The organism is Brevibacterium sp. AGC70 (genome assembly GCF_057334195.1).
The window spans coordinates 239,340-251,467 of the sequence record NZ_JBHFIH010000013.1; the positions used below are offsets into that span (position 1 = coordinate 239,340).

The window sequence follows — 12,128 nt, forward strand, 5'->3', positions numbered from 1 at the left end:
CGGGGAGGTTTAGGGCGGACTGGTCGCTCTCAGCCGCGTCGGGTGCGAGCGACCTCGTAGAGGGAGACAGCTGCGGCGATTCCCGCGTTGAGGGACTCCGTGGTCGCGGCGATCGGAATCGAGACGATCTGATCGCATTTGTCGGCGATGAGGCGAGAGATGCCCTTGCCCTCGGACCCGACGACGATGCACACCGGGTCACGGCTGAAGGTCAGCTCCGGCAGCTCGACGTCTCCGTCCATGTCGAGTCCGACGACGAAGACGTTCTGCTTCTTGAGCTCATCGATGGCACGCGCGAGGTTGACGACCTGGGCGACCTTGATGCGGGCCGCAGCACCGGCGGAGGTCTTCCATGCGGCTGCCGTCATCGAGGCGGCACGACGCTCCGGGATGATGACGCCGTGACCGCCGAAGGCAGCCGCGGATCGCACAATGGCACCGAGGTTCCTGGGGTCGGTGATGCCGTCGAGAGCGACGAGCAGCGGCGCCTCGGCCCGGTCGGCTGCGACCTCGAGCAGGTCACGGGGCTCGGCGTAGTCGTAGGGCGGGATCTGCAGGGCGATGCCCTGGTGGATCGCGTCATCGGTGAGCCGGTCGAGGTCGGGCTTGCTCGCCTCGAGCATCGAGATGCCGCGCTTGGTGGCCAGGGTGATGGCCTCCCGAACACGGTCATCGGAGTCGATTCGTCCGGCGACGTACATCGCGGTTGCGGGAACGTCCTCACGCAGAGCCTCGAGCACCGAGTTGCGCCCGGCGACCATGTTCGGACCGTTCTCCTTCTTGCGGCGCCTGGCCTGATTGGCGCTTGATGCCTTCTTCGCCGCTGCCGTCTTGTGCGCCTTGTGATAGACACGATCCTCGGCCTTGGGCGTGGGGCCGCGGCCCTGCAGGCTGCGCTTGTTCTTGCCGCCGGAGCCCTTGGTCGGGCCCTTCTTCGAGCCGCCGGCGCGTGGGTTGGAAGCCATGTGAATCCTTAAGAGTCGTAGGTGGTCACGAACCGGAGTTCGTCACCGGGAGAGATTTTCTGAGCAGAGTGCAGCGAGTCAGCTGTCCTTGACGTGGTAGCGGTAACCGTCGGCCGTGTCCTCGATGACGATTCCGGCGGATGCCAGATTGTCGCGGATCGCATCGGCGGTGGCGAAGTCCTTCTCCGCCTTCGCCGCGGCCCTTTGCGCGGCGAGGCCATCGACGAGGGAATCCAGCGCCGATTCCACCGTCGCATTCGCTCCTGAGCCGGCCCACGCCTCGGCGCTGGGATTGACTCCCAGGATATCGAGCATCAGCTCCACCTCGGCGACGATCTGTGTGAGAGTGTTCCGGTCCTGGCCGGAATCGAGGAGCTTCGCACCCTCGGTGACCTTCGCGAAGACCACGGACAGTGCACGGGGCACGCCGAGGTCGTCGTCGAGTGCCGCTGCGAACTCCGTGGGTACGTCGACGCTGCGACCGCGGTAGGAGTCGCTGACATCGGGCAGTGCGGGTGCGTCGTCTCCGAGTGCTTGCCGGGCCCGCTGGAGGAAATTCGCCAGGCGGTCGAGCGAGGCCGTCTGCCGGTCCATGGCCTCGGGTGAGAACTCGAGGATCGACCGGTAGCTGGCACCGGTGAGGAAGTAGCGCACGGCCAGCGGGCTGTAGCGGTGGAAGAGTTCGGAAGCGAAGACTGAGTTGCCGAGCGACTTCGACATCTTGTCCCCGCCCACGTTGAGCAGACCCGAATGCATCCAGATGTTGGCGAACCGGTCACCTGCCGCGCGCGACTGGGCCAGCTCGTTCTCGTGGTGAGGGAAGCGCAGGTCGAGCCCACCGCCGTGGATGTCGAAGTTCTCGCCGAGGTACTTCGTCGACATGGCCGAGCACTCGATGTGCCAGCCCGGTCGGCCCCGACCCCAGGGAGCCGGCCACGAGGCGGTGCCGGGCTCGCCGGGCTTGTGCGCCTTCCACAGCGCGAAGTCTCGGGCGTCCTTCTTGCCCCTCAAGTCCGCATCGTTAGCGGGTTCCATGTCCTCGAGGCGCTGGTTGGTCAGTTCCCCATAGTCCGCCCACGAGGCGGCCGCGAAGTAGACATCGCCGCTGTCGTCGAGTGCCGGGTAGGCATACCCCGCCGTGATGAGTCGATCGATGAGTTCGATCATCTCGGTGATGTGCCCGGTGGCGCGGGGTTCGTAGCTGGGTGGCAGCACATCGAGGGCGGCATAGGCCTGAGTGAAGGCCCGCTCGTACTTGAAAGCGTGGGCGAACCAGGGTCGCCCCTCCTCGGCGGACTTCGACAGGATCTTGTCGTCGATGTCCGTGACGTTGCGGACCAAGGTGACGCTGTAGCCGCGGTACATCAGCCAACGACGAAGCTGATCGAAGACCGAGGCCGAGCGCAGGTGGCCGATATGGGGCTCACCCTGCACCGTGGCACCACAGACGTAGATGCCCACGTGCCCGGCATTGACGGGGCGCAGTTCGTCGGTGGTGCGGCTGGCGGTGTTATACAGAGCGATAGTCACGCACACAAGTCTACCGGGGACAAGCGTGGTGCTGCTGTCTTCGCGAGCATCATGACGCAGGGACGACTATGAGGTGTCCGACATTTGATACGAGAGTGTTACACAGCTCACGTGACTTGGGGCACGTTTCACCGAGGCCTCCCAGTATGCTGGGGAGCAAGTCAACGCGACCGTGCCTGCCTCATCACGAGGTGACCTTCATGGGCGGTACGCTCGCTTGCCGGCGACTTCGTCACAGCAGACCGTCATACCGGCATCAGCCTCACAACAATGTGGTTGGACAGAAAGGAACACCGTGTCTTCCACCAAATCACCCCAGAGGGAGGTCTTCGCCACCCGCGGCGCGTTCATCTTCGCAGCCATCGGATCGGCAGTCGGCCTCGGCAATATCTGGCGCTTCCCGTACATCACGTACGACAACGGCGGCGGCGCCTTCATCATCCCCTACCTCGTCGCTCTTCTGACAGCCGGCATTCCGCTGCTGTTCTTCGACTACGCAATGGGCCACCGGTCCCGCGGTTCAGCGCCGCTGGCGTTCCGGATTGCGTCGAAGGTCGCCGAGCCCATCGGCTGGTTCCAGACCGGTGTGGCCTTCTTCATCGGCATCTACTACGCAGCCATCATCGGCTGGGCCGGCTGCTACATGTTCTTCTCGCTCAACCAGGCATGGGGCGATGACGCGACCGGCTTCTTCACCGAGACGTTCCTCCACGCCAGCGACCCGGGCATCTCATTCGAGTTCGTCCCCGGCATCCTGATTCCGATCATCCTCGTGTGGATCGCCACGCTGGGAATCCTCCTGGCCGGCGTGCAGAACGGCATCGCGCGATTCGCGAAGATCTTCATCCCGCTGCTGGTCGTCCTGTTCCTCGCGCTCGTCGTCCGGGCGCTGTTCCTGCCGGGCGCCTTCGACGGCATCGACGCGCTGTTCACCCCGGACTTTGCGGCACTGACAGATCCGGCGGTGTGGATCGCGGCCTATGGGCAGATCTTCTTCTCACTGTCGATCGCCTTCGGCATCATGATCACCTACGCCTCTTACCTGAAGCGGAAGACGAACCTGACCGGTGCCGGTCTCGTCGTCGGCTTCTCGAACTCCGCGTTCGAGATCCTCGCCGGAATCGGCGTCTTCGCGGCTCTCGGCTTCATGGCCGCGGCGCAGGGCACGCAGGTCTCCGAGGTCGCCGACAGCGGCATCGGACTCGCGTTCATGGCGTTCCCGACACTGATTTCGGAGATGCCGGGAGGGGCGCTGTTCGGCTTCGCCTTCTTCGCCTGCCTCGTGTTCGCCGGGCTGACTTCGATCATCTCGATCGTGCAGGTCCCGATTCAGGCCGTGCGTGAGAAGTTCGGCCTCGGCGACAAGGCCTCGACCTTGCTCGTCGGCGGAATCATGGCGGTCATCTCGATCCTGCTCATGCCCACCGTCACCGGCCTCTACGTCCTCGACACGATCGATGCCTGGGCCAACAACATCGGCATCGTCGGTGGTGCCGTGGTCGCGCTCATCACCATCGGCTGGATTGCCCGCAGGCTTCCTGTCCTGCGTGATCACCTCAACGCGATCTCGAGCTTCAAGGTGGGCTGGCTCTGGATGATCATCCTCGGCGGTCTCACGACCATCGTGCTCATCTACATGCTCATCACCCAGATCATCACCTACTCGACCGAGGGCTATGAAGATTATCCAGTCGTCCTCACGGGCACCTTCGGCTGGGGCATGATCGGGCTGCTCATCATCGCCTCGATCGTCCTGACTCTGATCAAATGGCCCCAGAAGACACTCGACGCGGCTGATGCGGCTATCGCTGATTCTGTGGCCGAAAAGAATCGCACAAACACCACTCACGGAGGAGCACACTGATGGGTACCTCAGCAATCGTCATGATGGTCATCGCCATGGTCACCGTCTGGGGCGGCCTCATTGCCGCAATCATGCACCTGCGCAAGCACCCGGACGGGGAGTGATCACCACCGACAGATGGTGACCTCGCACCCGAGATCTGTTCCGACGAAGGCGGTTCGACACCTGGCAACAGGCATCGGGCCGCCTTCGTCGATTCGCCCCTCGTCTCGCCTCACGCACCGACCGACTTCGGACCTCTCGCATGTCCCAACTTCGAACCTCTCGCATGTCCCGGCTTCGGACCTGAATTCTCATTCGGCGGGCGCACTGGTCGCGAGCGCCCTGCCTGGTTAGGGTGGGGGTTGTACGAACTTTTCAGTGGGCGCATATGGCCTTTGCCCATGCACAGAGCACAACGCCCAGATCACTAGGAGACGCAATGCCACAGACCGTCAAAGGTGTCATCTCCCGCAGCAAGGGGGCGCCGGTCGAACTCGCCGACATCGTCATCCCCGATCCGGGTCCAGGCGAGGTCATCGTCGATGTGAAGTCGTGCGGCGTCTGCCACACGGACTTCCACTACCGCGAGGGCGGGATCAGCGACGACTACCCGTTCCTGCTCGGCCACGAATCGGCCGGCACGGTCTCGGAGATCGGCGAAGGCGTCACCGACGTCGAGGTGGGCGACTTCGTCATCCTCAACTGGCGCGCCATCTGCGGTGAGTGCCGGGCCTGCAAGCGCGGTGAACCCTGGTACTGCTTCGACACCCATAACGCTTCGCAGAAGATGACCCTGCCCGACGGCACAGAGCTCGAAGCCGCACTGGGTATCGGGTCCTTCGCAGAGAAGACCCTGGTCGCGGCCGGACAGTGCACCAAGGTCCCCGAGGCTGATCCCGCTGTCGTGGGCCTCCTTGGCTGCGGTGTCATGGCCGGAGTCGGTGCCGCCATCAACACCGGCGAGGTCACCCGCGGCAAGACCGTGGCCGTCATCGGCTGCGGCGGCGTCGGCTGCTCGGCCATCGCCGGTTCTGCGCTGGCCGGTGCCGGCACGATCATCGCCCTCGACCTCGATGACACGAAGCTCGACTGGGCGAAGGATCTCGGAGCCACCCACACAGTCAATACGCGCGGCAAGAGCGAGGACGAGGTCGTCGAGGCCATCCAGGAACTCACCGGGGGCTTCGGCGCCGACGTCGTCATCGACGCGGTCGGCCGTCCGGAGACCTGGCGACAGGCCTTCTACGGCCGTGACCTCGCGGGCACCGTGGTGCTCGTTGGCGTGCCGACCCCCGAGATGGAGCTGAGCGTTCCGCTGCTCGACGTCTTCGGCCGCGGCGGTCGTCTGAAGTCCTCCTGGTACGGCGACTGCCTGCCCGAACGGGACTTCCCGATGCTCGTCGACCTGTATCAGCAGGGACGCGTGCCATTGGAGAAGTTCGTGTCTGAACGCATCGGGCTCGGCGACGTCGAGGAGGCTTTCGAGAAGATGAGTCAAGGCAAGGTACTGCGATCGGTGGTGGAGCTCTGATGACGGCAATCGAACATCTGGTTACGACTGGAACGTTCTCGCTCGACGGCGGAACCTGGGACGTCGACAACAACGTATGGATCATCGGCGATGACTCCGAAGTCATCGTCATCGACCCCGCGCACGACGTCAACGCCATCGCGGAGAAGGTCGGTGCGCGTGAGGTCAAAGCGATTCTGCTGACTCACGGTCACGATGACCATGTCGGAGTCGTCCGCGATTTCGCACACCGCGTGGGCAACCCACCCGTTCATCTGAACCCCGAGGATCACGTCCTCTGGGACATGACGTATGACAGCTACCGCCCGGACATGGAGATCTCCGACGGTGATACCTGGAACGTCGGCGGCGTGAGGATCAAGGCCCTGCACACCCCTGGCCACTCCCCCGGCTCCACCTGCTTCTTCGTCGAGACCGGCCTGCCGATCCCGGCAACTGCGGGTGCCGGCAGTGCTGTCGGGCCCGTCCTCTTCTCCGGAGACACTCTCTTCAATGGAGGCCCCGGCGCGACCGGTCGTTCGCACTCGAGCTTCGAAACGATCATCGAATCGATCAGAGACGTCCTGTTCAAGCTGCCTGACGCCACGATCGTCCTGACCGGACACGGCGAGCCGACGTCGATCGGAGCCGAAGCCCCGTCGCTGGAGGACTGGGTCAAGCGCGGAGCGTGAGGTCCTCACACCGCTGATTCGCCGAGGTGGCGCTCGGGTGAGTGATCACACTGATCACCGCTCGGGTCAGAGCCTGCACAGCTGAATCCGGTCGGAGATGCCGTGGTCGCAGATTCGCGCCCACGGCATCTCTTCGTCTCGGGCGCTAGAATCGTCTGGTGCCTGAATCTCAATCATCGCAGTCCCCTGTACCCGCAGACTCATCCTCAGAGTCTCTGACACCTGAGACGTCGCGGGGCGGCGCGGGCCTCAAGATCGGAATGAAGCCCCGCCATCTGGTTATGATGAGCCTCGGATCGGCGATCGGAGCCGGCCTGTTCGTCGGCTCGGGCGCCGGTGTCCAGGCTGCCGGTCCAGCCGTCCTCATCTCCTATGTGGTTGCCGGGCTCATCGTCATCTTCGTCATGCGAGCCCTGGGAGAGCTCGTGGCTGCCGACCCGAATCCCGGCGCCTTCTCCCACTACGCTGGTCGCGCGATGGGCCCTGCCGCCGCATTCGCCGTCGGCGCCCTGTGGTGGGTCCAACTCTGCCTCGTCGTCGCAGCCGAGGCCACTGCCGCCGCACAGATCGCGGCCAGCTATGTGCCTTCGATCCCGCAATGGGTCATCGCTCTGGCGATCATGATCATCTTCACCGCGATCAACCTCACCACCTCGGGCAGCTTCGGTGAGTTCGAGTTCTGGTTCTCCCTCATCAAGGTCGCCTTCGTGACTCTGTTCCTCGTCCTCGGCGCCGCATTCCTGTTCGGCTGGACCCCGGCACAACCACCCGAGACCATCTTCGCCGATGGGTTCATGCCCACAGGTCTCCCGGGTGTTGCGGCCGGTCTCCTCGTCGTGGCGTTCGCCTTCGGCGGGATCGAGATCGTGGCGGTCGCCGCTGCCGAGACCGCGAACCCGAGTCGCAGCGTGACGCAGGCGATCAAGACCATCGTGTGGCGAATCCTGTTCCTCTACATCGGCTCCGTGGCGATCATCGTCCTCGTCCTCGACTGGAAGGACGAACGGCTCACCGAGTCACCCTTCGTCGCAGTCCTCGACACCGCAGGTCTCCCCGTCATCGCGTCTCTTCTGGCCGCGGTCATCGTCATCGCACTGCTGTCTTCGATGAACGCGAACATCTATGGTGCTTCCCGGATGGCGTTCTCCATGTCCGAACGGAAGATGCTCCCGGCAGGACTGAGCCGCACGACCACACGCGGCGTCCCGATGGTCGCGGTGCTGGCCACCTCGGCGTTCGGATTCGCAGCAGTGGCCCTGAACTACTTCTGGGCCGCCGAGGTGCTTGGTGTGCTGCTCAACATCGTCGGGTCCACGCTCATCGTCACCTGGGTCGCGACACTGGTCTCCCAGATCATCATCCGCCGCCGTACCGAGGCCGCCGGCGCAGAGCTGCCGTTGAAGATGTGGCTCTTCCCCTGGCTGTCCTATGCGACTCTGGCTGGCATCGCCGTGATCATCATCCTCGGTCTGACCGTGGAGTCCGTGCGCATCCAGATACTCGGCACCCTGGTCTTCACCGCAGCACTCTACGGGATCGGCTACCTGGTCACGCGTAAGCGCAGGGCCTGAGCCAGTTCACGAAGTGCCGACGACTGCATCGGGATCGGCAGCTGTCCCGCCACTGAGGTGGGAGTAGGTGATCGGTGCATTGCGGGCGTAGGCGGCTGTGCCCTCACGGAGGTTCGCTCTGCTGCTCGGTTGAGCCATCCGTCGAGCATATCGAGTGTCTGGCCTTCGTGGCGGCCGAAGTGTCGACCCGCATATTCGCTGACGTCGATGGGCACGAATCGTTCCAAGGCGTCGAGGACGAACCCGGCCCCTCGGTCCGACATCGGCATCCGGACGCCGGTCACTGCGTGCACCGCCTCCGAGGCTGCCCGCGAGGGCCGTCGCAGATGCGACCTCAGGCTGGCCCAGCTGCCCTCGCGAGCACTCAGTTCAGCGACGTAGGGAATGAACACCGCCGGTGGAGCGGAGATCACAAAGGCCGGCACACCGACGATGAGGCCACCGAGCCTGCGACGCAGTCCTCGCACAGTCTCCCTGCGGCCGCTGGCCATGAACACAGGCATCCCGGGCGGATGCCAGTATCTGACCTTGCGTCGAGTTGTTCGCTCTGACAGGAGCGCGGGTGAGAAGACGAGGATCTCGGAATCAGGGAACATCGACGCAGCAATGGACCGGTCCCCATCGACCTGGCTGGTGATGGCGATGATGCCCGGGCGAAGGGCGACAATCGACGCGGCAACATCTTCGTCGAGGTCACCCGGCCGTGTCGTCAGCACCACGAGGTCCCAGGATTCCGAACTCACCGCGGCCCAATCGACCACAGTCACCCGGCGTGCAGTGCCTGCCCCCTGCACAGGTTCCCGACGCGCTGGCCTCTGACCGAACACGGGTTCCCGGCACACCGGCTCCTTTCCGAAGGAGCGCACCCGTCTCGGATATGCGGCGCTTCGCCCCCGCACTGCATCAGAGTTCGAACTCTCCGACCGTGAGACCACGACCGCTTCGTGTCCTCGGCCGAACAGCGCCGCGGCTGCGAGGCCGATCGCTCCTGCCCCTTGGAACACGACCTTCATGCACTGCTCACTGCGGTCTCGGCGCTGCCACCGACGCGTCGTCGCGCGCAACAGGATAGACGAGAGCATTCGCGATGGCTGCGACTCCTTCGCCGCGCCCCGTCAGCCCGAGCGCGTCGGTCGTCGTCCCGGACACCGATACATCGGCCCCAGCAGCCGCCGACAGCGCCTGCTGAGCATCGAGCCGCCTCGTACCGATCTTCGGGCGATTGCCGATGACCTGGACGGAGACATTGCCGATCTCAAAACCTGCCGCACGGACCTGTCGTGCTGCCTCGGCGAGGAGAGCGGCCCCGGAGGCACCGGCGAACTCAGGCCTGTCGACGCCGAAATGCTGTCCCAGATCGCCGATTCCCGCGGCAGAGAACAGCGCATCACAGCACGCATGGGCAGCAACGTCGGAATCGGAATGGCCCTCGAGCCCACGTTCACCGGGCCAGTTCAGGCCCGCGACCCAGAGTTCCCGCTCGGGATCGTCGGAATAGGCGTGCACGTCGACTCCGATACCGGTACGAGGAATGACCATGGTCATCGTCGCTGCTCTCCTTCGCTCGCGGGGTTTTGTTTCTCGCCCTCGTCCAGAGTCGCTTGCGCGTCGATAGTCGCCGACTCCTGCTGCGTCGCGTCCCGAGTCGTTTCCGTGTCCCGTTTCGTCGCGTCCCGAGTCGTTTCCGTGTCCCGTTTCGTCGCGATGTGCTCACCGAGTACGAGGTCGAGGGGGTAGGTGATCTTCAGTGCTTCCTCGTCACCGTCAACGGCGACGACTTCGATGCCGAGGCGCTCGACGAGTCCCGCATCATCCGTGGCCGCGAGGGATCCAGGCCCCAAGGCAGCCAGATCGTCTTCGTATCTCTCGTGTGCTCGACGCAGGGTGCTGGCAGTGAATCCCTGTGGGGTTTGGACCCGGCGCAATCGCGAACGGTCAAGATCGCCGTGGAGGACCTCAACGGTTGGTAACTTCTGGTCGTTCTCAGCACCAGATTCGACCACAACTTGCCAACCGTCTGCGTCTGGCTGCGATCGAGGCGCCCGGCGCCCGTCGTTCGTGGTGGGACGGTGATCGTTCATGGTGGGACGGTGATCCGAGTTCACTGCGGGGCGACTCTCCACGCGACGCACGGTGTCGGTCATGGGCAGGACGGGAACGACCGCCTCGGCGCCCGCGCGGACAGCATCGGCTACTCGCCGGAAGACCTCGGAGGGTGTCAGCGCCCGGGCGGCATCGTGGACCAGCACAACGTCTGCGTCACCTGCATATTTCAAGGCTAATTGCACGGATTCGATTCGATCTTCTCCGCCTGCTACAGCTGTGATTCGCATTCCCGACATGTTGGATTCCGAATCTTTCGCACCCGATTCTGAAATGGAATCGATTTCATTGCGGGCACGCATTAAAAACTCCTCAGGAGCGGCAACCACAATTGTGGAAGCAACTCCCGAGGAGATGATCGCCTCAAGACTGCGAGCCAGAAGGCTCTTCCCGTTCAGCCGAACGAGGGCCTTCGGGTCTGCACTGCCCAAGCGCGTTCCCGACCCTGCGGCCGGAACGATGACGCAGATATTCAGGACGCGAGCACTTCGTCCAGAATGGCCTCGGCCTCGGATTCCTCTTTCTTCTCAGCCAATGCGAGTTCGGAAACGAGGATCTGACGAGCCTTGGACAACATGCGCTTCTCACCGGTCGACAAGCCGCGGTCCTGCTCGCGACGCCAGAGGTCACGAACGACTTCGGCAACCTTGATCACGTCGCCGGACTGCAGCTTCTCAAGATTCGCCTTGTAGCGACGAGACCAGTTCGTGGGCTCTTCGACGAATTCCGCGCGGAGGACGTTGAAAACCTTCTCAACACCCTCTTCACCGACGACATCGCGCACACCGACGAGGTCGCAGTTCTCCGCAGGAACCTCGATCACTAGATCACCATGGGCGACCTGGAGCTTGAGATACAGTTTCTCCTCACCTTTAATGGTTCGTTTCTTGATATCTTGGATTGTCGCTGCACCGTGATGTGGATAGACAACTGTGTCGCCGACCTCGAAACTCATATTCTCTTCAAACCCCTTTCGCGGACTTCCAGTTTACCATGAGGCGCGCCACAGAAATCATTCAGGCTGCGGATTCTTCGTGCTAGGCTCCGCTGCGCGGCTTGCCGAACGCGGACTCGTCTCCAGCGATGCCGAGGTTCTCGCGGCCGAAATCCGTCCCACCAGGGCCGGGCTCTGCTGGAGCACTCACTGCGCAGGCCCGGGCTCTGTTGGAGTTCTCACCGCGTGAACCCGTCCGGTCCCGCTCCGGGTTCTACGGCCGGTCAAAAACCGGGTAGTATACAGATTGATCTTGTATTGCCACTTCAAGGAGCACAATGAAACGGCACAACCGCGCGGCACTCGCAGTTGCCGCACTCGCTCTCGTCATTCCAGTCAGCGGATGTGCAAGCCTGCTGTCACCTCACCAGACCGCCGAGTACCAGTACAACGCCGGTGACGGTGCCTGGGGATCGGTCGGAGACGTCGAGGTCCGCGGTCTGATGCTCATCATGGACGAGTCCGGCAAGGGCCCGGCCCAGCTGTTCTTCACACTCATCAACAAGGGCGATTCCTCCGCCAAGGTGTCCCTGGACGTCGGCGGGAAGACGACCACCGAGTCGGTCAAGGCCGGCGAAACCTTCGTGCAGGACCCGGAGAGTTCGGCGTCGACGTCTTCGAAGCCGGTCATCGTGGACAGCCTCAAGGCGAAGCCCGGAGACCTGGCCGACGTCACCGTCAAGGTCGGCAGCGACGAGAAGACGATCCGGACTCAGGTCCTGTCGAATTCCCTGCCGTACTACGAACAGTACGTACCGACCGAAAAGCCATCGGAGTCACCCAGCGAGGATGCCTCACAGCCCGGCGAAGACGCATCGCAGTCCGGCGAACAGGGCGAGTCAGCCACTGGCATCAACGGCTGAACCCAGCCGCACAAGAGCCGAATACCTCAAGGAGCCGCCCACACGATGTGGGCG

General features: G+C 63.7%; 12 protein-coding genes. 6 read left to right on the top strand and 6 right to left on the bottom strand.

All coding sequences use genetic code 11. The features are described from left to right. Positions 1–29: 29 nt before the first annotated feature. Positions 30–965: a 23S rRNA (guanosine(2251)-2'-O)-methyltransferase RlmB gene (gene rlmB / locus ACE03M_RS09960; RefSeq protein ID WP_143920603.1), complete on the bottom strand. Its 936-nt coding sequence runs from the start codon at positions 963–965 to the stop codon at positions 30–32. Positions 966–1,043: 78 nt separating this feature from the next. Beyond that, a complete protein-coding gene (cysS, locus tag ACE03M_RS09965) occupies positions 1,044–2,495 on the bottom strand; it encodes a cysteine--tRNA ligase (RefSeq protein ID WP_485933842.1) in 1,452 nt (483 codons plus the stop codon). Between the two features lie 295 nt (positions 2,496–2,790). On the opposite strand from cysS, the gene ACE03M_RS09970 reads away from it, so the two are divergent. From ACE03M_RS09970 to ACE03M_RS09990, 5 genes are all read left to right on the top strand, one after another. Then, entirely contained in the window at positions 2,791–4,359 is a 1,569-nt protein-coding gene (locus ACE03M_RS09970) for a sodium-dependent transporter (protein WP_485933843.1), read from the top strand. Beyond that, positions 4,359–4,463 (top strand): methionine/alanine import family NSS transporter small subunit, encoded by a 105-nt coding sequence (locus ACE03M_RS09975; protein WP_143920606.1) that lies wholly within the window; start codon positions 4,359–4,361, stop codon positions 4,461–4,463. The genes ACE03M_RS09970 and ACE03M_RS09975 overlap by 1 nt, the downstream gene beginning before the upstream one ends. Before the next feature lie 317 nt (positions 4,464–4,780). Then, positions 4,781–5,872 carry an S-(hydroxymethyl)mycothiol dehydrogenase gene (locus tag ACE03M_RS09980; protein ID WP_485933844.1) on the top strand — a complete coding sequence of 364 codons (1,092 nt, stop codon included), beginning with the start codon at positions 4,781–4,783 and terminating at the stop codon, positions 5,870–5,872. Further along, positions 5,872–6,543 carry an MBL fold metallo-hydrolase gene (locus tag ACE03M_RS09985; RefSeq protein ID WP_143920608.1) on the top strand — a complete coding sequence of 224 codons (672 nt, stop codon included), beginning with the start codon at positions 5,872–5,874 and terminating at the stop codon, positions 6,541–6,543. Before ACE03M_RS09980 ends, ACE03M_RS09985 begins: the two co-directional genes overlap by 1 nt. 158 nt (positions 6,544–6,701) lie before the next feature. Then, the gene (locus ACE03M_RS09990; RefSeq protein WP_260847894.1) at positions 6,702–8,114 is read left to right on the top strand and encodes an amino acid permease; all 1,413 of its coding nucleotides are present in this window, start codon (positions 6,702–6,704) and stop codon (positions 8,112–8,114) included. Here the strand turns inward: ACE03M_RS09990 and ACE03M_RS09995 are convergent. From ACE03M_RS09995 to ACE03M_RS10010, 4 genes are read right to left on the bottom strand one after another with little or no spacing between them, the layout of a single operon-like run. Then, positions 8,084–9,127 (bottom strand): hypothetical protein, encoded by a 1,044-nt coding sequence (locus ACE03M_RS09995; RefSeq protein ID WP_485933845.1) that lies wholly within the window; start codon positions 9,125–9,127, stop codon positions 8,084–8,086. The two genes, ACE03M_RS09990 and ACE03M_RS09995, sit on opposite strands and share 31 nt — an antisense overlap. Before the next feature lie 7 nt (positions 9,128–9,134). Next, positions 9,135–9,659, bottom strand: a complete 525-nt coding sequence (ispF, locus tag ACE03M_RS10000; protein WP_143920610.1) for a 2-C-methyl-D-erythritol 2,4-cyclodiphosphate synthase — start codon at positions 9,657–9,659, stop codon at positions 9,135–9,137. Continuing rightward, a complete protein-coding gene (locus tag ACE03M_RS10005) occupies positions 9,656–10,732 on the bottom strand; it encodes an IspD/TarI family cytidylyltransferase (RefSeq protein WP_313900562.1) in 1,077 nt (358 codons plus the stop codon). The genes ispF and ACE03M_RS10005 overlap by 4 nt, the downstream gene beginning before the upstream one ends. Continuing rightward, positions 10,690–11,172 (bottom strand): CarD family transcriptional regulator, encoded by a 483-nt coding sequence (locus ACE03M_RS10010; protein ID WP_009883639.1) that lies wholly within the window; start codon positions 11,170–11,172, stop codon positions 10,690–10,692. Before ACE03M_RS10010 ends, ACE03M_RS10005 begins: the two co-directional genes overlap by 43 nt. Positions 11,173–11,489: 317 nt before the next feature. On the opposite strand from ACE03M_RS10010, the gene ACE03M_RS10015 reads away from it, so the two are divergent. After that, positions 11,490–12,074: a hypothetical protein gene (locus tag ACE03M_RS10015; RefSeq protein WP_143920612.1), complete on the top strand. Its 585-nt coding sequence runs from the start codon at positions 11,490–11,492 to the stop codon at positions 12,072–12,074. Positions 12,075–12,128 lie beyond the last annotated feature (54 nt).

What these genes read in the sequence shown, in the direction of transcription:
- rlmB (WP_143920603.1), bottom strand. Translation starts at nt 965, where the DNA reads ATGGCTTCCAACCCACGCGCCGGCGGCTCGAAGAAGGGCCCGACCAAG.
- ACE03M_RS09975 (WP_143920606.1), top strand. Translation starts at nt 4,359, where the DNA reads ATGGGTACCTCAGCAATCGTCATGATGGTCATCGCCATGGTCACCGTC.
- ACE03M_RS09985 (WP_143920608.1), top strand. Translation starts at nt 5,872, where the DNA reads ATGACGGCAATCGAACATCTGGTTACGACTGGAACGTTCTCGCTCGAC.
- ispF (WP_143920610.1), bottom strand. Translation starts at nt 9,659, where the DNA reads ATGACCATGGTCATTCCTCGTACCGGTATCGGAGTCGACGTGCACGCC.
- ACE03M_RS10015 (WP_143920612.1), top strand. Translation starts at nt 11,490, where the DNA reads ATGAAACGGCACAACCGCGCGGCACTCGCAGTTGCCGCACTCGCTCTC.
- ACE03M_RS10010 (WP_009883639.1), bottom strand. Translation starts at nt 11,172, where the DNA reads ATGAGTTTCGAGGTCGGCGACACAGTTGTCTATCCACATCACGGTGCA.
- ACE03M_RS09980 (WP_485933844.1), top strand. Translation starts at nt 4,781, where the DNA reads ATGCCACAGACCGTCAAAGGTGTCATCTCCCGCAGCAAGGGGGCGCCG.
- ACE03M_RS09995 (WP_485933845.1), bottom strand. Translation starts at nt 9,127, where the DNA reads ATGAAGGTCGTGTTCCAAGGGGCAGGAGCGATCGGCCTCGCAGCCGCG.